The following is a 20,930-nucleotide window of genomic DNA, read 5'->3' on the forward strand; positions in this document are numbered from 1 at the left end:
CCCAGCTTCCGTCGCACCCAATACGATGCGACGACGGAGGCATACATGGCGATGTCCGAGCGTGCTGAACCGTCCTGCACCCTGCGCACCCACGTCGGCTCCCGCCTGCGCCACCGGCGGCGGGCCGCCGGGCTGAGCCAGCGCCAGCTCGGCAGGCGGCTCGGCTACCACCACTCGTTCATCAGCAAGATCGAGTCCGGCGCGCGCTGGCCGCCGCCACGGCTGCTCAGCCACGCCGATCAGGTGCTCGGCGCCGAAGGAGAGCTGAGCGCGCTGTGGCGGGTGGTGGTCTCCGCCCGCAGCGGGACGCCGGACGACGCGCAGATCGAGGCACCGGTGCCGGGCGGGTCCGGGCCGGATCCGTCGCCGGGCCCGCTCGGCTTCCCCGAGCTGGCCGGGCTGCGCGGGCTTCGGCTGCCGCTGTTCGGGGTGACCTGTCCCGCGCACGGCGCCGATGGCTGCCGGGCGGTGCTGGAGGAGGACGCCCTGCTCCCGCACCTGCGAACCGGTGCGCCGTCCGGTCACCACCGCGCAGGCGCCGAGGTCGTGCACGGTTTCGCCGTGCTGCTGGCCGCGTTCACCAAGGCTCACCTGGAGACCAGGGCGGCTGGCACCATCGCCTCCACCGAACGGTGCCTGCGCGCGCTGACCCGGCTGGCCGCGCACACCGGCGGGAAGACGGCGGCCGGCTTGCGGTACCTGGCCCCCCAGTACGCGCATCTGGCGGGCTGGCTGCGGGTCGAGCTCGGCCAGCGCGGGCTCGGCATGCTGTGGTTCGACCGCGGGGTCGGCTGGGGCCGCGCGGCCGGCAACGTGCCGGCGGTGTGCGAATGCCTCGGCCGGATGAGCCTGGTGGCCAGGCTGGAGCGGGATGCCCCGTGCGCGGCCGGGTATGCCGAGGCCTTGCGCGTGGCCGGGGCCGGCAGGCGGTGGGCCGAGGTGCTCGCGGAGATCCACCTGCTGCGTGCCCGCGCGGTGGCCGGTGACCTCGCCGGGCTGACCGCGCACGTCTGGGCGGTGCGGAACCTGCTGGACCGTGCCGATGGCGACCCGCTGGACGCGCCATGGCTCTGCGGGCGCAAGGGGCACGCATACGTCGAGTCGAGCGTGTCCGCCGGGTTCCGGGACATCGCGGCGCTCGGCAGCGACGTGCGTGCCGCCGGGTCGGCGCTGACCGCGGCCAAGCTGGCGCTGGCGAACGTGTCGACGCGGATGCGGCCGAGCGAGGTGCTGCTCACCCTGCGGCTGGCCGACGCCTACGCGTGCTCCGGCATCCTGGACTCCGCGGTGCAGATCGCCGCCGCGGTGGCGGGGGAGGCGGTGGCACTGGACACGACGCTGATCAACACCGAGCTGCGCGGGCTGCGCGGCAGGCTGTGGCGAACCTGGGGCGGGCTGGCGGAAGTGCGTGCGTTCGACGACCTGCTCCGAGCCGAGCGCACGCGTGTTGACACGACTTGACAGTTGAAGGTTCGTACGAAGAGATGCAATAAAACGTGACTTATCGTGCAGGCAAACACACGGTCTGCACCTTCACGTCACGAGGCCCGCGATGGATGAGAACGGCTCGGCCCTATTGGTCCAGGTGGTCCGGCGCCCGACGGAATGCTGGGTGCGGATGCTGCGCGGGGCCAGCAGGGAGATCTGGCTGCTCGGCTCCGGCGGGCGGCTCGGCGTCACCACCCGTGGCACCAGCCTGCCGTGCCGGGTCATCGTGCACCGGAGCTGTCTCGGCTGTCCGGACCGGCTGGCCGAGCTGCGGCGTCGGGCAAGACGCGGCGAGACGATCAGGGTGGTCGCCGACCTGCCGACCGAAATGGTCATCGTGGACCGCGCCATGGCGCTGCTCCCGCTGGCCGCGTGCCCGTCGTCCGAGGTGCTGCTGGTGCGCGGGCCCGTCCTGGTGGCCACCCTGGTCGCGGCGTACGAGACGTGGTGGCAGGGCGCGGTGCCGCTCGCCGCGCTGGAGTCAACGGGACGGGGCCAAGGCGACCCGCGGCTGATGATCCTGCTCGCCGCCGGCCTCACCGACAAGTTGATCGCCCGCCAGCTCGGCGTCGGCCTGCGCACCGTGCAGCGGCAGGTCCGGGCGCTGCTCGAAGCACTCAGTTCGCAGACTCGCTTCCAGGCCGGGCTGCGGGTCGGCAGGCTCCGGCTGCTAGATCCCGACCCCGGCACCAAGGAAACCGCGGGCGACTCCGCGCTGCGGTGAACCCGCTGGCCGCACCCGGCGCCATAAGCCGGAGGTGACATTTTTGGCGGCGGATCAGCCGAGTGTGGTGAGCTTCTGCTGAACGCGGTGCACGTCCTCGGCGCGCCTTTGCGAGCGGTACAGGTCGAGTGCCTTCTGCCACACCTCTTGCGCCGCGGCTGCGTCGGCGGTTTCGATGGCGTCGCCGAGATGATCGAGCACAGACGCTTCCGTGGCGGCGTCGCCAAGGTCCTGGCACAGCGACCGGGACTGCTCATAGTTGCGGACTGCATGCTCGCTGTCGCCGGCGAGGTGGGCGATGTAGCCGATGCTGCGCAGTGCCATCGCCTCACCGCTGCGGTCGTCCTCGTTCCGACAGTGTTCCAGTGCCTGGATGCAGTGCTGACGCGCCTGCTCAAGATTGCCCAGTTTCGCTGTGTACCAACCAATTTCGTTGAGCGCATGAGCACCGCTGACGGAAACATCGAGCTGCTCGTACAGGTGAAATGCCTGTTCGGAGTGATCCAGTGCGTTCCGATATTCTCCCCGCTCCCCCCAGGCCACTGCGACAGCACGGTGCGTGTGCGCCTCGCCCAACCGGTCACCGTGCTCGTGGGCCCAGGCGAGTCCTGCTTGCAGGTGGCGGAGTGCGTCGTCGTGCTCGCCGAGTTGTGCATGGGCTCGGCCGCGGTGGCGATACGACCGGGTACGGATACGCGGGTCTGGCAGGTGCTGCGCGGCTGCCAAACCTGCTTTCCACGCCGCCAGGTTCTCGTGGAGATGTCCCTGTCTCAGGTTGAAAGTGGTCATGGCCCAGGCGAGTTGCCACACCGCTGAGTACCAGCACATCTGCCGAGCCAGCTGAAGGGTGGCCATCAGGTTGGCGCGCTCGGTGGCAAGCCAGGCCCAACCCTCATCGCTGGTGGCAAGTTGTTGAGGTACGCAACCGTTAACTAGCTCGTCGAGGTCGATCGGAGCGTGGTTCGGGGCGATCAGCAAGTCGGCGGCGTGCGAGGTGTGGCAGGCGAACGTCACTAGGCGGCGCAGGCCGTGATCCCAGTCGGCCGCCTGCGCTTGCTTCGCTGCGTACAGCCGGACGAGGTCGTGCATCCGGTAGCGCTTTGATGTGTGTTGCTGCACCAGCGAAACGCGCTCGAGTGACCGGAGTACCGCGAAAACCTCGCGCTCCGGCAGACCGGTAAGGCTGGCAGCGGCGGATAAGCTGATGTCTGGGCCAGGAGCAAGCCCGAGCAGGACGAACACGGCAGCCTGCGGATCAGTTAGTGATCGGTAGGACCAGGACAGCACCGTTTCCAGACAGGCGGTTGACGTTCCCTCGTCCAGCGCACTCAGCCGTGAGGAGGTGCTGCGCAACTCCGCCGCCAGGTCCGCCAGCGGAATCTGCGGGTCCAGCACCGCTCTGCCGGCGACAATGCTCAACGCCAAGGGCAAACCCGCACACCACTGCACCAGCTCGGTCGCCGCGGCCGGCTCAGCTTCCAGCCGCTCAGCGCCGAGCCGGCGGGACAGCAGCGCCCGCGACTCCCGCTCGTCGAGCGCTTCCACGGCAACCGGCCGGGCGCTCTGCGTGGTAACCAGTCCCGCCATCCGGTTCCGGCTGGTGATCACGACCGTGCACCCCGGAGCCCCTGGCAGCAGTGGAGTTACCTGGTCACTGTCACGTGCGTTGTCCAGCACGATGAGCATCCGCCGCTTCGCCAGCAAACTGCGGTACAGCCCGGCTTGAGCTGAAAGTTCCACCGGCATGTCGTCGGCCGCCACCCCCAGCGCGTCCAGAAAGCCTCGTACCGCCTCATGCGGCGGCATCGGGTTCTCGCTGCGATCGAACCCCCGCAGGTCGACGAACAGCTGTCCGTCCGGGAACCGATCTTGGTGCTGGTGGGCCCAGTGCAACGCCAGCCAGGTTTTACCCATCCCACCGGCACCGCCGAGCGCGGAGATCACCACCGTAGAACCCTGCTCGAGTTCGGCGTCGAGCGCCGCGGTCAGCAACTCCAACTCGGCCTCTCGGCCGGTGAACAAGTGGGAAGCAGCTGGCAGCTGCCGCGGTACGCCCGGAGGGCGGCCAGCTTGGTCGACGGTCACCGTATCGATCTGCCCAGCCTGCACGACATTGCCCACTGCCGGCCCGCTGACCAGGTTCTGCACCTCCGGAGTACCCGCCATAGCGCCAGTCTGCCCGAGCACCGGCCCGCCGGGTGCGAGTGGCCGCGAAACCGGCAACCAGCAATTGCAGGGGCTAGGGTGGGGGGTGTTGAAGGTTTTTCGCGCGTATCGGTCCGACGGTGCGTCACCTTCGTGGCATGCCGACCTTGCGCGAACATGGGAGGGGCCTCGCGGCGGGAGGGTGCGGTGCGTTTCCTCCTTGTCCAGCAGCGGGCCTGGAAGAACCACATCCGGTAGCCGGCACCGGGGATATCTCGGTGCCTGGTCGTGGTGTTGTTCGGTTCGCTCCGCCTGTCTTCCGTGTGCGGCCGGATCCTGCTTCGTTCGGCACGGGGCAGAAAGAGGGCTGGTCATGGTCCACGGCCAGGATGAGGCGTGGCCGGTGGTGCTCGACGAGGTCACCGGTGCGCTGGAAACCCTGACCATGGCGCTGGACAGCGTCGACGACTTCCAGGTTCTGCTGCATCGGGTGTGTGAGCAGGTGACCCGTGCCGTGCCGGGGGTGGACGAGGCCACCGTCACCCTGGTGACCGACGGTTCGGCGGAGACCGCCGCGACGACCAGCGAGATCGCGGCCGAGCTGGACCGCGACCAGTACCGCGAGGGCGACGGCCCGTGCCTGCAGGCCGCGCAGACCGGGGACATCGTGCGGGTCTCGATCGCCGAGGCCGCCGATCGGTGGCCGGTGTTCGCGAAGGATGCGGCCGCGGCCGGGTTCGGCAGCTTCCTGTCCGCACCGCTGGTGATCGGTGACGGGCAGGCTGGTGCGGTCAACTGCTACAGCGCCTACGGCCACGGTTTCGCCGAGCTGGACGAGAAGCTGGTCGATCTCTACACCGGTGCCGCGACCGCGGCGTTGCGGGTCTACCGCCGCTATCAGCAGGCGCAGGACACTGCCGAGCAGTTGCGGGCCGCGTTGACCAGCCGCGCGGTGATCGACCAGGCCAAGGGCATCCTGATGGCGCTGCGCCAGATCTCCGCCGAGGAGGCGTTCACCCTGCTCGTGGAGCAGTCCCAGCGGGAGAACATCAAACTCCGCGAGCTGGCCGCCCGCTTCATCACCCGCGCCACCGGCCAAGACCCCGCGGCGTGAGACGCCGGCGGCTCATCGTCAGCCTATGACGATCGTGTGCTCCGACTGGAGGAGCAGTTCGCCGATGATCGGCTGGCCGGGAAGCTCCCCGGCCAGCAGCAGGCCGCCGGAGGTTTGCGCGTCCGCCAGTAGCAGGGCGTCGTCATCGGAGATGCTCGACAGGTCCGCGTGCGGGCGGACCCAGTCCAGGTTGCGCGTGGTCATCGTGTCGATCGCCTGCTCGAAGCGTTCACCGGTGGCCTTGTGCCGGTTGTTGAGGACGCCGATGCCGAGCGGCTTGGTGAGCGTCAGCGGCATTCCCGGACGGCCGACGTCGTTGCGCAGCAAGCGATCCGGATCAGCGACGCCGGTGACCGTCGTGGCACGAAGGCCAGCGGGAGCTGCCGGTCCTGTTCGCGGGCAGCGCGCTGACCTCCGGCGCTGGCGTGGCACTGCTCGCGGCGCGGGCGTGGCGCACCTCGCAGCCGGGCTGTGCATGCGGTTCGGCGCTTACCAGACCGGGGTCGAATCGGCAAGGGACCCAAGTACGTCGTCGTGCCGCAGCGCGAGCGTGCCGGCCGGGGATGATCCGCCATTACCGGATTACCGGTGCGGTTTTTTGGGCATTCAGGCCAGGTAATGGCACGCAACTAGGGAAGGGGCCAGTCATGGGCAGTGAAACCGGCGGGGTTACCGGTACCCAGGACAAGGACTACAACCTCATTTGGTTCACCGAGGCCTGTCTGAGCAACGCACTTCGGCTGCAAACCTACATCGCCGACGCCGATCGCGACGGGGACACCGAACTGGCCGAGTTCTTCCGCAAGGCCCAAGCGGACAGCCGCAAGGGCGCCGAGCAGGCGAAGGCTCTCCTGGCTCACCGGCTCAGCGGCTGAGGGCATACGGCGGAACTCAGCGTGTCCAGTCGGCAACGTGGGTGACGTGGTAGCCGAAACGGGAGGAGTCGCTAGATGACCGACGGTTCGCCACAACCCCGGCAGGCCCAGGAACCGCCGGGCTCGACCGGGGAGATGGATCCGCGCCCGCGGGACCGGATGGCCGGGTACACCGGTCGCGGCCTGCTCGATGGCCGCCGGGCATTGATCACCGGTGGCGATTCCGGTATCGGCCGTGCGGTGGCGATCGCCTTCGCGAAGGAAGGCGCGGACGTCGCCATCGCGTACCTGTCCGAGCACGAGGACGCGGAGGCCACGGCGGCCATCGTGCGCGGCGAGGGTGCCCGATGCCTGCTGCTGCCCGGCGACCTCGGGGGTGCCGGGCACTGCCGGGACGTCGTCGAGCAGACGGTGAACAACCTGGGCGGCTTGGACCTGCTGGTCAACAACGTCGCGATGCAGCGGCCGCTGGACGGGCCGGAGGAGCTGACCGAAGAGCAGTGGATGCGCACGTTCGAGGTGAACATCCACAGCTACTTCCGGGTGACCAAGGCGGCCTTGCCGCATCTCGGTCCCGGCAGCGCGATCGTGAACACCGGGTCGGTGAACGGGCTGCGCGGCAACAAATCGCTGATCGACTACTCGGCCACCAAGGGTGCCGTGCATTCCTGGACCTACGCGATGGCGCTGGTGGAGCGCGGGATCCGGGTCAACTGCGTCGCTCCAGGCCCGGTGTGGACTCCGCTGATCCCGTCCACCTTTTCGCCGGAGAAGGCCGCCGACTTCGGCAAGCAGGTGCCGTACCAGCGCCCCGCGGAGCCGGACGAACTGGCGCCCAGCTACGTGTTCCTGGCGGCGAACCAGCTCTCCTCGTACTACACCGGCGAGGTGCTGGCGGCGCTGGGCGGCGAGACCACACCGGGCTGACGGTGACGAGGCGGGTTACCGGCTCGCTGTGCGTGCTGCCGAGACCAGGGCGATCCCGGCGACGACGATGACGACCCCGGCGATCACGTCGCTCAGCCAGGCCGCGGTGCTCAACGCCGGCACGCCTGCGAGTTCCAATTGCGCGAGTCCCGAGCCGCGGAACACCAGCCACGGCGAGGCGATAACCCAGACGCCGATGACCGGTGTCACCCAGGCGAGAGACCGAAGCCGCTCGAACGACCGCGCGAACGCGACCGCGAGCAAAGCCACGGCTATACCGGTGATCAGGTTGCTGGCAACCAGCCCGAAATGGTCGATCGACCTGGTCACCCACGGCGACAGGATCAGGTACAGGCCGGCGAGCAGCGCCAGCCCGCTTCCCACGCCCACGCGCTGGAGGGCAGGAGCGCTCGCGGCCGCGCGTTCCTCGTCTTCCCGTGGCGGTCGTGCGTTCGCAGGTCGTACCTCGGTACTGGCATTCGTCATGGTCTTTCACCTCCAACCTGTCGGATTCCGCGTCCCGGAGGGAGCCAAACCTCGATTCGCGCGGTCGTAGGCTTCCTGCGACGCCGACACGTCGCCGAGGTGCGCATGCCTGCCAACGACGGCTCCGTCCAGCACGCACTGGGACGAGCCGGGCTCAAGGGGTGTCGAGGAGGCCGGGGACGAAGATGTCCTCGGAAGTGAGCAGCCGCTTGGACAGGCCCTGCTCGTGGTGGTAGCGCAGGAAAGTGTCGACGGCCTTGCGGTTGGCGTCGAGGCCGTAGGGCCACCAGTCCTCGCCCAGCAGCGCGCGGTTCTCCGCGAACAGCTCGCTGAACCAGGGGGTGATCACGGCCATGTGCTGCTTCGCGGCATTGGCCCGGTAGTGCTCCTGCACGATGTCCTTGGCTTGGCAGAACGCCCGGTAGACCGACTCCGCCAGACCGGGCACCGCGGCCAGTTCTCGGCGGATCGCGACGACGTGCATCATCGGGAAGATGCCGGTACGGCGGTAGTAGTCCCGTTCGACCGCTTCGTAGTCGACGAACAGCCGCCGGATCTTCTTCGTCGAGCCGTTGAGCAGGCTTTGCGGCACGTCGACCGACAAAAGGGCATCGAGCTCACCCGTTTCGAGCAGGGCGGCCAAGGTCTGGTCACCGTCGGTGTGGCGGACTTGAACGCCCTCCGGCACGGGCTGGGGGATCCAGTCGAACGAGGGGATGGGGTGGTCGGTGCCGCCGATCACCCAGTCCAGCTGATCAGGCGTCACGCCGTATTCGTCGGCCAGGACGCCCTTCACCCAGACACCGGGGTCGGAGCCGTACAGCGCGAACTCGCCGACCGTCTTGCCAGCGAGATCTTCCGGCCGTTCGATCCCGCTGTCGATGTTCACGAACAGCGACGAGTGGCGGAAGTTGCGGTTCGGGAAGATCGGCAGGGCCAGGAAGGGCGAGTCGGCCAGATCGAATGAGCGCAGGAAGTAGGTCAGCCCGAACTCGGCGATGTCCAGTTCTCCCTTGGCCATGCGGTGGAAGACGTCGGAGATCAGCGGCGAGGTGTCCAGGGTGGCGTCGACGCCGTCGATCGCGACCCGCCCGTCGAACAGCGGCTCGGTGTGCTCGTACCGGTAGACGCCCACCTTGAGCTTCAGATCGGTCATGACAGGGCTCCCTCTCCTCCCGGTCACTTCCGTGAATGACCTTTCACTTTTATAGTGATGAGAGGCGCCGTCACGGTCAAGGCGAATGGTCATTCATCTAAGGGAAGAGGGTGTGACCCGTGCCACGCATCACCGCCGAACGCCGGGCGGCGAACCGGTCGCAGATCGTGGCGGCGGCCCGTCGCTGCTTCTCGCGTGACGGCTTCCATCAGACCTCGATGCCAGACATCGCAGCTGAAGCGGGTGTGTCGGTCGGCGCCCCGTACCGCTACTTCGCCAGCAAGGAAGAGATCATCCTCGAGATAGCGGGCGATGCCTTCCGGGTGATGTTCGCTCCCGTCGAGCGCCTCGTCGACGTGGCCGGCGACATGACGGTTGCCGATCTGATCGCGGCGGCGATCGACCCGGTGAGCGGTGACCTCGCCGTCGACGGGGCGGGCCAGGCCATCCCCGTTGACGAGCTGCTGCGCTGTGCCGTTCAGGCGTGGGGCGAACTGCTCCGACACCCAGGACTGCGGCAGCAGGCCGAAGCGGGCTTCGAGCACGTGCGCGGACGCATCGCGGACGCGCTACGCAACGGCCAGCGGACGGGCAGCGTGCCGGCCGAACTGGATCCCGATCGCGGAGCGCGGGTGGTAATGGCGCTGTTGCACGGTTTTGTCCTGCAGTACACGGCGTTCGGACTTGACGACATCGCCGGCTTCACGCACGACGTCCGCGTCGTACTCAATGACGCCGGCCTGCTTCGCGGTCATCGCTGAACGCCGCGCGACTGCCGCAGGTTCACGATGCAGGCCGTCGTCTGCCGTCGGGGCTAGGGAGGCGCGCCTCAGCCGGCACCGGCCGCGAGACGAGGGGCTCCGTTCAGCGAGGAGCAGTACCGTCCTGGTGTTCGGCTTCCAGGAGTGCGAGCAGTCCGGGAAATCTGCTCTCGACGTCCGAGCGTCGTAGGCGGATGCCCTTGCGGTTGCCGTAGTCGATCTCGTCGATGAGGCCTGCTTCGCGCAGGACCCGGAAGTGGTGGGTCTGGGTCTGCTTCGAGATCGGGAGAGCGAACGAGTTGCAGCCTCGCTCGCTGTCGGTGCGGTCGGCGGCCAACTCAGTCATCACCGAACGACGGTGCTCGTCAGCGAGAGCGCGAAGCACCACGCCCAGCTCGAGCGCATCGACCTCTGGGCCGACCAGGTTCGTTCCGGCCACGGACACCTCCTTCAGGTACGTCTTGCATCGTACCTCAGTGGTGTGTTCTACTCGAGTACGAAATTGATCGTACCTAGACGGCCGGGAATGTGGTCGTCGGCGCTCCGAGAGGTCTTGTCATGAAGAAGCCCGAGGTGCTGATAGTCGGTGCCGGAATCGCCGGGCCCGCGCTCGCGTACTGGCTCGCCCGGAATGGATACCGGCCGACCGTCGTCGAGCATGCCCGGCAGCTGCGCTCCGGTGGCAGCGCGATCGTCGTGAAGGGTCCCGCGATCCCGGTCGCCGAGCGCATGGGCATCCTCCCGCAGCTGCGGGAGCTCGCCACCCGCAATCGGTCGCTGACCCTGCTCGACCCGGCCGGCAAACGAGTCCTGCGACTTCCCTCCTCCTCGGGAGGGTCACCGACGGTCGAGGTGACCCGGGCCGACCTGTCCGAGGTACTCCACCGGTCGGCGCGGGGCGATGCTGAGTTCGTGTTCGACGACACGGTCACCGCAGTCGATCAGGACGAAGGCGGGGCCAACGTCACCTTTCGACGGTCCGCGCCACGGCGTTTCGACTTGGTGGTCGGTACCGATGGGATGCACTCCACCATACGGCGTCTGGTGTTCGGGCCCGAGCGGCAGTTCGTGCGCGACCTGGGTCTATACGGCGCGACCGTCCCGCTGGAACCCGACGCCATCGACGACCCGAGCGAGCTGACGATGCTGACCGTGCCGAACCGGATGCTGGTCGTCCACCCGTCGCGCACCACGCCGCTCGCGATCTTCACCTTCCGGGCCGCACGGCTGGCGCCCTACGACCGCAAAAACATCGCTCTCCACAAGCAAACCGTGGCCGACACGTACGCCGACGTGCGGTGGCGGGCGCCGGAACTCGTGGCGGCGTACCTCGACCACCCGGCCCCGTTCTTCGACCCCCTGACCACCGTCCGGATGCCCTCGTGGTCTCGCGGACGGGTCGTACTACTCGGGGACGCGGCGGCGGCCACAGCCCTGCTGGGCGACGGGTCCAGCAGGGCGATGGCAGGAGCGTATGCCCTCGCGGAAGAACTCGCCTCCCACCACGGCGATCACGCCCGCGCCTTCGCCGCCTACGAGTCGCGGCTCCGCCGCGAAGTGCAACCGCGGCAGCGACGCGTCGGCCTGCTCTCCAGACTCATGGTGCCCAGCACCCGACCAGGCCTCGTGGTACGCAACACGGTGGGCCGCGCGGTCGGTCGCACGAACCGGATCACCTCTCGCGAAACCGCAAACGGAAAGACCGTGTAGCAGCTGGAACCCATGACGGATGACGGCGGCGCATCGCAAGTGGTCGAGCGGCGCTACAACGTGCCAATGCACGTATTTGCAGACTCATCTGGGGAACGCGGCCATGCTGGGGCCGCAGGCTTCATCCGCGCCGGCGGCCACCGGTTTCGCGACGGTGACCGCGCCGATCATCATCAGGCTGACCGTCAGCCCGCGGACCAGCCGGTTGATCCTAGATCTCATGTTCTCGCCTTTCTGATAACCCTTGCGGTGAAGGCGGCCGCGTAGGCGGTTCGGCCTTGTTCGTTGGGGTGGAACCAGCTCATCGGGGGAGCGTGTTCGACACACCTGGCAGCAACCTTGGCGACCGCCTTCCTGCACGGCCCCTTGCTCGGATTGCCTTCGTGTAGCTGATGTTGGGAAACGGCGTGAAGCCAAGCGAGTAGTACAGGGGTCCACGGGTGCCTGGAAGTCGTCTCCACCGGCTACTCCGGACGGCACCGGCATCGTGGACGACTGCCGTCGCACACCCATTCACTCGATGGGTTGTTGAGGCTGTGAGGGACGCTTCCGTTTTGTCACGACGGCGTCGAACGGGCCGCGGTTCTGGTTCAATGCACTCATGGATCCATTGTCGGTGCGGTCGGACGACGAGGATTACGAGTTCCTTCGGCGGGTTCGTCTACGCCGCCGCGAGCCCAATCCCGATACCATGACGTTTCTGGAGCGACTACAGGAAGGCATATGCCAGCGTCGACCTCCACAGGTGCCGCTGAACAACGAGGCCATCCGCTCAATGCGGCCGAACCTGACCGAAGCCGAGCTTGCCGATTTGAGCCGGTACTTCGCGGAGGTCGCCTCCTCGATCCGGCCCCCGACACAGTTCGAAGGCTCACACCATCAGAAAGTCCAGCTCTGTGCGGCCGAGATCGATGAAGCTGTGGCGCGCCTCGGGCGGTGGCCGAACGCGGACAACCCGCCGCTGTTCGCGCTCATGGAGTACGGCCATGTGAATGCCCGCACGATCCGGGCGCCGCACACCGGCGACCACATCGTGCTTGTAGACACTGAGCTGATGCAGTTCCTGTTTCAATTCAGCAAGGCGGTGGCACTGGCTATACCCACCGGGCCCCCGGCTCCGAACGGGATCCTGTGTTACGCCACCAACATCGACGATGTGCGCGCACACCTTCAGAGCACCCGGGAACCATCGCGACGCTTCGCCAGCGTGGTGTTCCACTATGCCACCACTGGTCGCGCGTCCTCCGCCGAATCCTACCGCGTGCCGCCGGCGACCGAGCGCCTCTACGGGATCATCATGCAGTCCGCGCAGACCTTCGCTCTCGCTCACGAGTACGCCCACGTGTTGGATGGGCATCTGCGCGATGGGCGCCGCGATGTCACCGGCGTCGACGGAGAGCGCGTATCTCTGTCGCGGTGGGCGATGGGTCTGGAAATGAAGGCCGATCGCATCGGTCTCGACCTCACCGCCGACATCATGGGCAAAGCGGGCTACGACATCAACTTCACCTACTGGGGCGTCGAACTTTTCCTATGCGCCAACGAGATCGCGCTGAAGGCAATCTCGCTGCTGCGCACTGGCGATGAGCACGGCTTGCAGGACGCAGAGAAACATCAGGTCGCGCTCTTTCACGCCAGAAGGACAGCCCTCGACTTCCTTTTCCATACGGACCTCGAAAAGAAGGTTGGCAAGGCCGCCAGCGACCGCGCATGGAGTCAGATTGAGAAGGGCCTGCACGCGGTCCGCGACATTATGGACCTGCTGTGGGAAGAGGACGTTGCGCCATTTCTGAAAGTAGCCCATGCCGACGGTGTCCGCCCGGCCGCGGTCTGGGAGAGCTAGGCGAACCAGGTAATGCCCAGCGAGCCGAGCACCATCGTCAGCGACACGTAGGCCATCACGACGGCGCGGCGCAGGTCCCGGCACGCACGGCGCAGCCGATCCCGACGCCGCGTGATCAGCTCATCCAGCGACGCCTCAGCCAGGCGACGGGCCGGGAACCCGTACGCTGCCCGCATCGCGACAAAGCCACCGATGGCGCTGATCGCGACCGCGAACAACAACAGGGCCCCGGCGACGATCTTGCCAGCGGTGTCCAGCGTTGCTGCGCCGCCGGCACCACGAATCGAGGCGACCACGGTCGTCAGGGCGACCAGGCCACCGAGCCCATTGCGCCACTTCTCCGCCTGTGCCCGCACCGCGTCCAGCTCGCCCGCCTGCAGATCCTGCAACTCCTCGGCCCGGCGTAAATCACTCGGAGTAGCGGACGCCCCTGGGGTGACTTTAACCATCCGGATTCCCCCATTCCACGTTCAGCGTCCAGTAGGCGCCGCAACCCTCGCCGCGCGGTGCACCGGGATGATGGCTCCGGCAGCAGCAATACACTGTGACCTCGCGTTTGGACGGTCCACCCGTTGCAGCAGCAGCCCGCATCGCCTTGTCGAACAGCCGGTCCCGGATCGGCGCCCAGTTCGCATCCCGGTATGACACAATCGGTTCCCGGAACGCCGCCGCATGCCGGCACCGCACGCACGGACCTTCAATGATGATTTCCTCCGGATCCTGCTCGTCCGGCAGGATCCGCACCTCTGCCTCCTTCGCGGCGACCCGGTTGTAGGACGGGTGATGCGTCACCTCATAGGGCAGTGGCTCGGGAGTGGTCACCCGAACATTCTATCCAAACACCCACGGCAACCTCAACGGTGTGCCTGAGCACGGATATCTCCGGGTTCCTCAGCGGATGATCGACTGGCAAGCATTCATGGCCGAAGCCAGGCGCGGCGGATATCGACTGCTACACAGCGATGATATCCCACGGGGCGAGGTGTCTACCGCCACCCCCACACCACTCACCTTCACCCTCGTACCAGTTTCCCTTGGGTCGCACTGACAGCTCAAACTTCTGGTTGAGTGGTACTCGCTTGCCGATGGTGTAGATAGTACGTACTCCATCGGGGATAGCAAAGAAGCGACCGTTGAAATTGTCGAGTGGAACGTCGTAGAATTTCCCAACTTCATGCCAGCCCAGATCCCGTGATGCCCTGGGACCAACGGACTCAATAATCACCTCATGAACTAACATGCCGTCCTGATTTACGTCGCCCGTCAACACCCCGCCGCCCAGTAGCCAGGAATGCTGTGTCTGGCAAGTGTCGGGTGGATCGAATCCCCAGTGGTTGAATTGTAGGAGATTGTTGGAGTTTGCTGCGATCCTTTGCGGGTCTGGAGGGAAGTGCCAGTACGCATGGGCATTATGCGGGAAGACGAGTCCGATTCCAACTGTCGTCGCCCCGGCTGCGATTATCGTCAGCAGGCGCCGTCGTAGTCCGATGCTCATGATACCCCTTTCATGTTTATATTGACTGGTTGGAGCACTGTTGTGGTTGCGGCAACTCTCGCTTGGCCGAGTTAATGCTCGTAGATCCCACTCCACGCTTCTCCGTTCCAGTCGCCGATGATCCAGACTTGTGCTTGCCACGGCTGCAGGCCGGGCCACTGGTCGACGATCTCGTCGGTGTTCGCTCCGCAGCCAAGCACGGGCGGCGTCGCACATTCTTTGCGACCGCCACCGACTCGCTGTCCTCCCTGGTACAGACTGACCATTACGGTGAGACGGGACACCGACTGCTGACAATTCACCCAGCCGGCACCGTACATACTGTTCGGACGCGGATCGACAACATCGGCGATCGCGCCAGCGGAACAGTCCGCCGGCGCCGCCCCAGCGGGCGCTGCGCCATTATCACTGGTCGCACTCGCGGCCCCAGCGCCGCCAACCAACAGTCCCCCCGCGGAGACGGCGACGAGGCCGTATCCAACGAGCCTGCTCAACAGGCGCGTCATTGGCCACCCCTTTCCTGAAGATCTGTACTTGGTGTCGGCAAAAACTCTGCCTGAACGCACTGACAGATTGTTTTCAGGTTGCTGTCGGTCGCAGCCGGACCGCCCTGACCTGCCGACGCCCCCAGTCGGGCCAGTGCACAGATACGCCGCCGGTGAAGGCCCGCGGCGCGGGAGGATTCACGTCTAGGCGAACTGTCAGTGTTGCGAAAGTGGATCGAAAGAACCGCTGGATATGCTGAAGTGCGAGGATAACCAAGAGTGGATATCCTGCAGAGGGGAGTGACTGTGCGTCGAACTATTGTGACTTTCTTTTTAATGGTTGTAGCGGTAATGTTTTCGATGGTCGCCACGGTGGCACATGCGCAAGAGTCCGTTGGTGTCGCAACCGGAAAATCCGAGGTGCGCGAGCCGCACTACACAGTGTGGGCCTACGGTGTCAACGGCCGGGACAGCGTCGCTGACTGGAAGCGGTGTGAGAATTTCCCGAGTGTCGGGGCCTGTCCGGATATATTCGCCACGATCAACCGCGGGGACGATCTGATTGTCATGTGTCAGCGGCCTGGGGAAATTGTGGGTGGCAACCCTTATTGGGTCAAGGTCTTCGGTGCGGTCACCGGGTGGCGCGCGGTTTGGGTGGCCAGTCATTTCATCGACTACCCGGATGACGTACTCCCGAATGTTCCGCGCTGTGATTTTGTCGGCGACTCAACCCGCGATTGATCAGGTGGATGCTATGAAGATTGCGCGGCAAACCCTGGTGTCGCTGACTATCGCCGCGGCCCTCGGGCTGACCGGAGGAACGGCGTTCGCGACCACGAACACGGCGTCGAACGCCACCGCAACGTCGAGTGACCGGCAGGCGTCGAGCCTTGCTGCCCAGTTCGACTGGTGGCTTCTGGCGGCAGGTGACATTACGTCCCGAACCTGGGTCTCCAATCAGGTCGGCTGGACGAATATCAAGGTCAATAACGTATATGACGATGTACCTAACAACCCGTGCAGCAGTATGAATTTCCGCCTGGAACGATGGAATGGGTGGTTCTGGTCGGAAATCGGCACGCAGACCGCTAACAGGTGCGACGGGCCGGATGATCTGGTGTTTCATACCAGCGGTGGCGAGTACCGTTTCGTCGCCAGTCCTGCTCGTGGACCCGGTGGGCCGCAGGTCGACGCCGACGGGATCGTCTACTACCCCTAACCTCGAGGGAGCTGTGTGTGATGAGAGTGAACAAGGCTATCGCCGTGCTGGCCATGTCGGCGGCAGCGCTGGTGGGCGGTGCCGGCGTCGCGGTCGCCGACGAGGTCAATGCCTCGGCTGGGCCGTGCACTAAGGACGTGACCGGCGCTTGGGAGATTTGCATCAACTATGAAATCGACGGCGCATGGGCCTCGGGTGCGGGGCCGGCAGATCGCGAAATCTTCATTCGAATCAGCGATCCCGCCGGAAACAAATTCGTCGATTCCGGCTGGGGCTGGGCAACCACTTCGGAACTGCCCTACGGCAACCTCGCCTGTATCACCGACGGGTTCGACGGCGAGGCATGGCTCTGTGTTTGGTGATCACCCTTGATGCCACGCGCATCTTCTTCAGTGCTCCGGCAGGGCCGTGCCCAGCACGGCCCTGCCGCGTGCGGCCGGCCGCCGTTCGGTGCTGGGGGAGCGGATTTCGCTGAGCCAGTTCGTGCACAGCCCTATGTCGCGGTGGAGCGCAGCGGCCGTGTCGCGGGGTGGATTGCCGAGGGCGGTCAGGATGGCGGCGTGGCAGGCGAGTGCGCGGGCGTGTTCGACGCGGTGGCCGGTTTCGGTGCTGGTGGTGATGGCGCGGCGGGCGTGCTCGTCGGCCAGTCGCAGTGACGCGGTTCTGTTGAGCGGATGTCGGTTGCGGTGTGTTTCCAGGTGGATTCGGGCGAGCGCGATGTGTGCCCGGATGCCGTGGCCGAGGCAGCCGACGGTGCGCGCCGAGGTGAGGGCTTCTTCGGCGAGTGCGCGGGCGTGGTCGAGGTTTCCTCGTCGCCGGTTGACGTGGGCGAGACCGACCAGGGTCTCGACCCGCGCCTGCTGGATGCCGGCGTGGTCGGCGATGTGGAGCGCCTGGTGGTAGCGCTCGTTCGCGTGGTCGATCCGGTCGTCCACGAGGTCGATGCCGGCCCGGGCGTTGAGGGTGCGGACCTGTCGTGGGAGATCGGCCAGTTCGTGGGCGATGGCCACGCTGAGGTCTGCGTGTGCGCGGGCGGCGTCGAGGTCGCCGCGGTCGCAGTGAAGACGGGACAGCGCCATGGCCCCGAGGACCTCGGTCGCCCGGTGTGGCAGGCGGCGGGCGAGCGCCAGGCAGTCGATGAGGTGGGTCGCCGCGGTGGCGAAGTTGCCGCGCTGGTGTTCGGCGGTGCCGATCGCGAACTGGGCGAGCGCGCGGCCGATGTCGTCGTTGGTCCGGTCGCACAGCTCAAGCGCGAGGCGGGCGTGGGTGACCGCGTCCTCAAGGCGCCCCATCAGTTCGTAGACGGTACTGAGATGATCGAGTGCGACCTGCTGCCTGCCCGCCGCGTGGGATCCTCGACCGGGCGGCAGGGCGAGTGCTTGCTGGTGGAAGGTCAGGGCGACCGTCAGGTTTCCCAGATTCTGGTGGGCGAGCCCGATCGCGGTGAGCAGGGAGCCTTCCGCGTCAGTCCAGCCGACCGCGCGCACCAGTCGCAGTGCGGCGTCGCCGAGGTCGATCACCAGCGGGTTACCGCCGTTGTGGGTGTGGAGGTGGATCGTGTTCACCGCGGCGGCGGCCGCGCCGAGCGGGTCGCCGTCGGCCTTGGCGGCGATTTCGGTGGCGTGCGCGGTCAGCTGCCATTCGTTGAGCCGGCGGTTGTTCGCGAAGTATCCGCGCAGCGTTGCGCCGAGTCGCCAGGTTCGGTCGTGGGGGCCGTGCGCGGCGCTGTGCGTGACCGCGGCGACCAGGTTGTCGCGTTCGTGGTCGAGCCACTCGACGGCGTCGATGGCGCTGCGAGGCTGGACGGGTGAGATCGCGGTGGGTACGGGTGGCAGTGGTAGCCGGATGTGGAGCGGGTCGAGCAGCTTGGCCGCGGCGTCGGCGCTGTGGGTGTACCAGTCGAGTAGCCGTTGTCGCGCCTGGTCGAGGCCGTCGTCGGTGCTCGCCAGCTCGGCGGCGTAGGAGCGGAGTAGGTCGTGGCGGGCGAAGCGGCCGCATGGCAGGTCGTCGACCAAGTGCGCCTTGGTGAGCGCTTGCAGTGAGTCCACGGCCTCGGCCCGGTTGATGCCCGCGATGGCGGCGACCGCGTCCGGGGTGAAGTCGGGCCCTGGTGCCGCCGCGAGCAACCGGAAGATTCGCTGGTCGCGGGCGTTGAGCCGCTGGTAGGAGTGCGTGAAGGCCGGGCGCACCGCGGAGGAGGGGTCGTCGTCCACCTCGAGCGCGCTCAGGCCCGCGGCGCGGAGATCGGCCGCGTAGTCAGCGATGCTTCGGCCACCGCTGGTCGCGTTGACAGCGGCGATGCGCAGTGCCAGCGGCAGGTAGGCGCAGAGCCTGGCGAGCGTGGCCACGGCCGCGGGTTCATGTTGGGCGGCCTCCCCGATGCCGTTTCGCAGCACCGTGTGCGCTTCGGCCGGGGGGAGCGGGTCGAGCCGGACGGCGCGCACGCCATGACTGGCCTCGAGCCCGGGAAGCCGGTCTCGGCTGGTGATCACGACCGCGCTGCCTGGCGAGCCCGGCAACAGCGGGCGCACCTGCTCGGCGGTCGCGGCGTTGTCCAGCAGGATCAGGATCCGGCGGTCGGCCAGCACGCTCCGGTAGAGCGCGGCGGCCCGGTCGATGTCGGCCGGCACTTGTTCCGCGGCGACCCCGAGTGAGCCGAGCAGGCCGGTGAGTGCCTCGAGTGTGCGTACCGGGGCTTGGTGGGCGAATCCGAGCAGGTTGAGGTAGAGCTGACCGTCGGGGAACCGGTCGGTGGCGCGGTGCGCCCAGTGCACGGCGAGTGCGGTCTTGCCCACGCCCGCCGTGCCGACGACCAGTGCCAGGCCGACCCCAGGTGCCTCACCGAGCAGAAGCCGGTCCAGCCGTTCGAGATCGGCGTCCCGGCCGGTGAACCCCGCGGTCGCCGCCGGCAGCTCGGCAGGGGTGACCGGTGGCGTGCGTCCCGGCCGGGGCGGGGCGGCGATCTCCAGCCTCGGGTCCGAGGTGAGGATCGCCTGGCGCGCCCGGCGAAGCGAGGGTGAGGGATCCAGGCCGAGCTCGTCGGCGAGCAGCCGGCTCGCGCGCCGGTACTCCTCCAGCGCGTCGGCCCGGCGGCCTGCCCGGTACAGCGCGATCATCAGCAGCTCGCGCAGATCCTCCCGGAGCGGGTACTCACCACACAGGGCGGTCAGTTCGGTGATGACGATTTCGTGCTCGCCGAGCGAGGACCGCACCTCCGCCCACCGGCATCGCGCGGCGAAACGCTGCTCGCTGAGCCGCACCCCCTCGTCGCGCAGGAGTGCTTCGGAGCGCACACCACCGAACGGCTCACCCCGCCACAACCCCAGCGCAGCAGCGAACAGGGCAGCCGCGGCGGCGAGGTCGCCGCCCTGCTGCTCCGCGCGGCGCGCCTGGTCGAGCAGCGAGGTGAACCGCGCGAGGTCGAGATGGTGCTCGTCGACGGTGATGCGGTAGCCGCCGGAGGTGGTGCCGATCAGGTCGTCACCGAGCGCGCCGCGCAGCCGGCTGACGTAGGTGTGCACCGCGGCCTTCGGGTTCGCCGGCAGGTCGCCGTCGTCCCACAGCCAGGCCGCCAGCTGATCGACGGTCACCGACACGTTGGCGCGCGCCAGCAACCCGGCGAGCAGGGTGCGCACCCTGCCGCCCGGAACCGCCGCCTCCCGGCCGTCCGCGGTGACCCGAAGAGGTCCGAGCACCTGGAACGAGTAGGTCATGGTCGGTGTCCCTACGGACCGAGGCCGGGTTCGAGGACCGCCTGCCGGCAACGAGCCTGTCGGGGCGGTGCGGAAGGGATCGGCATGCGTCGACCCTAGCAAGCATAAAACGTGACGTCTCGTTTTTCGCGGAAGTCGCGCCCCGGCAAACCGGCGACCAGGGGGAGTGGGGTTAAGCGTTGTTCGTTGGTCGAGGCTGCTCTGGGCGCAGCCCGGTGAAGCAGATGTCCAGTGTCGCATCGACCTGGGCCTCGGACACGGGCTCGGCGCGCAGCAACAGCCGGAAGTACAGCGGCGAGAACAGCAGCTCGACGATCGCGTCCAGATCGGTGTCGGCGCGGATCTGCCCTTGTCGCCGTGCTGCCTCCAGCCGCTTGTGGCTCCTGGCTATGTGTGGCTCCACAGCGATCTCGTGCAGTGCCGTCGCGAGCGCCGGGTCGGTCTGGGCGGCGCCGATCACCCCGGCGACGGTCTCTGCCATATCGCCGGCCAGGAACGCGACCACGGAGCGCATCTGGCTGCGCAGGTCGGCCACGATGTCACCGCTGTCCGGCATGCTGATCGCGTTCTCGGCCTGCTCGTTGATCGCCTCCATGACGACCGCCGCTTTCGACGGCCACCATCGGTAGATCGTCTGCTTGCCGACTCCGGCGCGCCGTGCGATGCCGTCCATGGTCGTGTGGCCGAACCCCACCTCCTGGCACAGTTCGAGGCAGGCACGCAGGATCGCCTGCCGAGAACGAGCCTGCCGACGCGGTGGCGACGTTATCGACATGAGCTGACACTATC

22 protein-coding genes and 1 pseudogene are annotated in these 20,930 nt (G+C 67.3%); 11 read left to right on the top strand and 12 right to left on the bottom strand.

The genetic code is table 11. From position 1 onward, the window contains the following. Positions 1–45: 45 nt before the first annotated feature. Positions 46–1,461, top strand: a complete 1,416-nt coding sequence (locus AMYNI_RS0136655; RefSeq protein ID WP_020673101.1) for a helix-turn-helix domain-containing protein — start codon at positions 46–48, stop codon at positions 1,459–1,461. Between the two features lie 91 nt (positions 1,462–1,552). Beyond that, on the top strand, positions 1,553–2,212 hold the full coding sequence (locus AMYNI_RS46225; RefSeq protein WP_020673102.1) for a response regulator transcription factor: 660 nt from the start codon (positions 1,553–1,555) through the stop codon (positions 2,210–2,212). Between the two features lie 54 nt (positions 2,213–2,266). On the opposite strand, the gene AMYNI_RS49385 is transcribed toward AMYNI_RS46225, so the two are convergent. Beyond that, complete coding sequence (locus AMYNI_RS49385) at positions 2,267–4,378, bottom strand: ATP-binding protein (RefSeq protein ID WP_169515799.1); 2,112 nt, start codon at positions 4,376–4,378, stop codon at positions 2,267–2,269. 352 nt (positions 4,379–4,730) lie between these two features. Here AMYNI_RS49385 and AMYNI_RS0136670 point away from each other — a divergent pair, with 352 nt between their 5' ends. Continuing rightward, positions 4,731–5,471 carry a GAF and ANTAR domain-containing protein gene (locus AMYNI_RS0136670; protein ID WP_020673104.1) on the top strand — a complete coding sequence of 247 codons (741 nt, stop codon included), beginning with the start codon at positions 4,731–4,733 and terminating at the stop codon, positions 5,469–5,471. Between the two features lie 18 nt (positions 5,472–5,489). Here AMYNI_RS0136670 and AMYNI_RS0136675 read toward each other — a convergent pair. Beyond that, positions 5,490–5,825: pseudogene (locus AMYNI_RS0136675) on the bottom strand (selenide, water dikinase SelD); the annotation flags it as partial. A gap of 293 nt (positions 5,826–6,118) precedes the next feature. On the opposite strand from AMYNI_RS0136675, the gene AMYNI_RS0136680 reads away from it, so the two are divergent. After that, positions 6,119–6,346, top strand: coding sequence for a hypothetical protein (locus AMYNI_RS0136680; protein ID WP_020673106.1), 228 nt, complete (start codon positions 6,119–6,121; stop codon positions 6,344–6,346). Positions 6,347–6,421: 75 nt separating this feature from the next. Beyond that, a complete protein-coding gene (locus AMYNI_RS0136685) occupies positions 6,422–7,273 on the top strand; it encodes an SDR family oxidoreductase (protein ID WP_020673107.1) in 852 nt (283 codons plus the stop codon). A gap of 15 nt (positions 7,274–7,288) precedes the next feature. Here the strand turns inward: AMYNI_RS0136685 and AMYNI_RS46230 are convergent, their stop codons facing one another. Next, entirely contained in the window at positions 7,289–7,663 is a 375-nt protein-coding gene (locus AMYNI_RS46230) for an SPW repeat domain-containing protein (protein ID WP_020673108.1), read from the bottom strand. 250 nt (positions 7,664–7,913) lie between these two features. Further along, a complete protein-coding gene (locus AMYNI_RS0136695) occupies positions 7,914–8,915 on the bottom strand; it encodes a substrate-binding domain-containing protein (protein WP_020673109.1) in 1,002 nt (333 codons plus the stop codon). 119 nt (positions 8,916–9,034) lie between these two features. Between AMYNI_RS0136695 and AMYNI_RS0136700 the strand changes: the two genes are divergently transcribed. Next, positions 9,035–9,676, top strand: a complete 642-nt coding sequence (locus tag AMYNI_RS0136700; protein ID WP_020673110.1) for a TetR/AcrR family transcriptional regulator — start codon at positions 9,035–9,037, stop codon at positions 9,674–9,676. Between the two features lie 103 nt (positions 9,677–9,779). Here AMYNI_RS0136700 and AMYNI_RS0136705 read toward each other — a convergent pair whose 3' ends face one another. Beyond that, complete coding sequence (locus tag AMYNI_RS0136705; protein WP_020673111.1) at positions 9,780–10,115, bottom strand: ArsR/SmtB family transcription factor; 336 nt, start codon at positions 10,113–10,115, stop codon at positions 9,780–9,782. Between the two features lie 119 nt (positions 10,116–10,234). On the opposite strand from AMYNI_RS0136705, the gene AMYNI_RS0136710 reads away from it, so the two are divergent. Further along, entirely contained in the window at positions 10,235–11,386 is a 1,152-nt protein-coding gene (locus AMYNI_RS0136710; RefSeq protein WP_020673112.1) for an FAD-dependent monooxygenase, read from the top strand. Positions 11,387–11,470: 84 nt separating this feature from the next. Here AMYNI_RS0136710 and AMYNI_RS49390 read toward each other — a convergent pair whose 3' ends face one another. Then, positions 11,471–11,608, bottom strand: coding sequence for a hypothetical protein (locus AMYNI_RS49390; RefSeq protein WP_157357612.1), 138 nt, complete (start codon positions 11,606–11,608; stop codon positions 11,471–11,473). 379 nt (positions 11,609–11,987) lie between these two features. Between AMYNI_RS49390 and AMYNI_RS0136720 the strand changes: the two genes are divergently transcribed. Further along, positions 11,988–13,229 (top strand): M48 family metalloprotease, encoded by a 1,242-nt coding sequence (locus tag AMYNI_RS0136720; RefSeq protein ID WP_157357614.1) that lies wholly within the window; start codon positions 11,988–11,990, stop codon positions 13,227–13,229. On the opposite strand, the gene AMYNI_RS0136725 is transcribed toward AMYNI_RS0136720, so the two are convergent. The 4 genes from AMYNI_RS0136725 to AMYNI_RS49400 form a co-directional block, all read right to left on the bottom strand. Continuing rightward, positions 13,226–13,618 (bottom strand): hypothetical protein, encoded by a 393-nt coding sequence (locus AMYNI_RS0136725; protein ID WP_020673115.1) that lies wholly within the window; start codon positions 13,616–13,618, stop codon positions 13,226–13,228. The genes AMYNI_RS0136720 and AMYNI_RS0136725 overlap by 4 nt on opposite strands. Positions 13,619–13,670: 52 nt before the next feature. After that, positions 13,671–14,051 carry a hypothetical protein gene (locus tag AMYNI_RS0136730; RefSeq protein ID WP_020673116.1) on the bottom strand — a complete coding sequence of 127 codons (381 nt, stop codon included), beginning with the start codon at positions 14,049–14,051 and terminating at the stop codon, positions 13,671–13,673. Between the two features lie 130 nt (positions 14,052–14,181). Next, complete coding sequence (locus AMYNI_RS49395; protein WP_157357616.1) at positions 14,182–14,724, bottom strand: hypothetical protein; 543 nt, start codon at positions 14,722–14,724, stop codon at positions 14,182–14,184. A gap of 71 nt (positions 14,725–14,795) precedes the next feature. Then, a complete protein-coding gene (locus tag AMYNI_RS49400; RefSeq protein WP_157357618.1) occupies positions 14,796–15,230 on the bottom strand; it encodes a hypothetical protein in 435 nt (144 codons plus the stop codon). A 258-nt stretch (positions 15,231–15,488) separates the two neighbouring features. On the opposite strand from AMYNI_RS49400, the gene AMYNI_RS49405 reads away from it, so the two are divergent. From AMYNI_RS49405 to AMYNI_RS0136745, 3 genes are read left to right on the top strand one after another with little or no spacing between them, the layout of a single operon-like run. Next, positions 15,489–15,950 (top strand): hypothetical protein, encoded by a 462-nt coding sequence (locus tag AMYNI_RS49405; RefSeq protein ID WP_157357620.1) that lies wholly within the window; start codon positions 15,489–15,491, stop codon positions 15,948–15,950. A 13-nt stretch (positions 15,951–15,963) separates the two neighbouring features. Beyond that, positions 15,964–16,428, top strand: coding sequence for a hypothetical protein (locus AMYNI_RS0136740; RefSeq protein WP_157357621.1), 465 nt, complete (start codon positions 15,964–15,966; stop codon positions 16,426–16,428). 20 nt (positions 16,429–16,448) lie between these two features. After that, on the top strand, positions 16,449–16,790 hold the full coding sequence (locus AMYNI_RS0136745; protein ID WP_026361390.1) for a hypothetical protein: 342 nt from the start codon (positions 16,449–16,451) through the stop codon (positions 16,788–16,790). 27 nt (positions 16,791–16,817) lie between these two features. Here the strand turns inward: AMYNI_RS0136745 and AMYNI_RS46235 are convergent, their stop codons facing one another. Together AMYNI_RS46235 and AMYNI_RS0136755 are read right to left on the bottom strand one after the other, a co-directional pair. Further along, a complete protein-coding gene (locus tag AMYNI_RS46235; RefSeq protein WP_020673120.1) occupies positions 16,818–20,141 on the bottom strand; it encodes an AfsR/SARP family transcriptional regulator in 3,324 nt (1,107 codons plus the stop codon). A 172-nt stretch (positions 20,142–20,313) separates the two neighbouring features. After that, positions 20,314–20,916, bottom strand: a complete 603-nt coding sequence (locus tag AMYNI_RS0136755; protein WP_026361391.1) for a TetR/AcrR family transcriptional regulator — start codon at positions 20,914–20,916, stop codon at positions 20,314–20,316. Positions 20,917–20,930: the final 14 nt, after the last annotated feature.

It is taken from the genome of Amycolatopsis nigrescens CSC17Ta-90, from assembly GCF_000384315.1.
GTDB lineage: Bacteria > Actinomycetota > Actinomycetes > Mycobacteriales > Pseudonocardiaceae > Amycolatopsis > Amycolatopsis nigrescens.

Excerpts from the sequence above, each read along its gene's own strand:
- AMYNI_RS0136720 (WP_157357614.1), top strand. The coding sequence starts at position 11,988 with ATGGATCCATTGTCGGTGCGGTCGGACGACGAGGATTACGAGTTCCTT.
- AMYNI_RS0136745 (WP_026361390.1), top strand. The coding sequence starts at position 16,449 with ATGAGAGTGAACAAGGCTATCGCCGTGCTGGCCATGTCGGCGGCAGCG.
- AMYNI_RS49395 (WP_157357616.1), bottom strand. The coding sequence starts at position 14,724 with ATGAGCATCGGACTACGACGGCGCCTGCTGACGATAATCGCAGCCGGG.
- AMYNI_RS46225 (WP_020673102.1), top strand. The coding sequence starts at position 1,553 with ATGGATGAGAACGGCTCGGCCCTATTGGTCCAGGTGGTCCGGCGCCCG.
- AMYNI_RS49385 (WP_169515799.1), bottom strand. The coding sequence starts at position 4,378 with ATGGCGGGTACTCCGGAGGTGCAGAACCTGGTCAGCGGGCCGGCAGTG.
- AMYNI_RS0136755 (WP_026361391.1), bottom strand. The coding sequence starts at position 20,916 with ATGTCGATAACGTCGCCACCGCGTCGGCAGGCTCGTTCTCGGCAGGCG.
- AMYNI_RS0136670 (WP_020673104.1), top strand. The coding sequence starts at position 4,731 with ATGGTCCACGGCCAGGATGAGGCGTGGCCGGTGGTGCTCGACGAGGTC.
- AMYNI_RS46235 (WP_020673120.1), bottom strand. The coding sequence starts at position 20,141 with ATGACCTACTCGTTCCAGGTGCTCGGACCTCTTCGGGTCACCGCGGAC.
- AMYNI_RS0136680 (WP_020673106.1), top strand. The coding sequence starts at position 6,119 with ATGGGCAGTGAAACCGGCGGGGTTACCGGTACCCAGGACAAGGACTAC.
- AMYNI_RS49400 (WP_157357618.1), bottom strand. The coding sequence starts at position 15,230 with ATGACGCGCCTGTTGAGCAGGCTCGTTGGATACGGCCTCGTCGCCGTC.
- AMYNI_RS49390 (WP_157357612.1), bottom strand. The coding sequence starts at position 11,608 with ATGAGATCTAGGATCAACCGGCTGGTCCGCGGGCTGACGGTCAGCCTG.
- AMYNI_RS0136740 (WP_157357621.1), top strand. The coding sequence starts at position 15,964 with ATGAAGATTGCGCGGCAAACCCTGGTGTCGCTGACTATCGCCGCGGCC.
- AMYNI_RS0136710 (WP_020673112.1), top strand. The coding sequence starts at position 10,235 with ATGAAGAAGCCCGAGGTGCTGATAGTCGGTGCCGGAATCGCCGGGCCC.
- AMYNI_RS0136655 (WP_020673101.1), top strand. The coding sequence starts at position 46 with ATGGCGATGTCCGAGCGTGCTGAACCGTCCTGCACCCTGCGCACCCAC.
- AMYNI_RS0136685 (WP_020673107.1), top strand. The coding sequence starts at position 6,422 with ATGACCGACGGTTCGCCACAACCCCGGCAGGCCCAGGAACCGCCGGGC.
- AMYNI_RS0136695 (WP_020673109.1), bottom strand. The coding sequence starts at position 8,915 with ATGACCGATCTGAAGCTCAAGGTGGGCGTCTACCGGTACGAGCACACC.